This is a genomic window from Pseudomonas sp. SIMBA_068 (assembly GCF_046534705.1).
Lineage (GTDB): Bacteria > Pseudomonadota > Gammaproteobacteria > Pseudomonadales > Pseudomonadaceae > Aquipseudomonas > Aquipseudomonas putida.
In genome coordinates this window covers 1-241 of record NZ_JAWRYI010001448.1, presented here as the reverse complement: position 1 = coordinate 241, position 241 = coordinate 1, and the positions used below count along the sequence as shown (strand labels likewise).

1 pseudogene is annotated in these 241 nt (G+C 63.1%); it reads right to left on the bottom strand.

Annotated features, from left to right (window positions below):
• Positions 1-241, bottom strand: a pseudogene (gene hofM, locus SB756_RS34430) (DNA utilization protein HofM); the annotation flags it as partial.

Sequence of the window (241 nt, the reverse complement as noted above, 5' to 3'; positions counted from 1 at the left end):
CAAGCGCCAGCCCCAGCGCGATGGCAAAGTCTCCACCTGACGGCGGTAGCGGCGGCTGACGAACAGAAACGGCCTCCCAGGGATCAAATCCCCCTTCGCCACATATCGCGACGCTTTCGGGATCAACGGATAACGCTGCCGCCAGCTCCTTCGCGCTAGTCATCCCCACCGCCAGTTTGCGCCCCCAGCGATAGCGTGTCGCCCACAGCCACTGTTCGTTATCACGCCAGGCCAGACATTG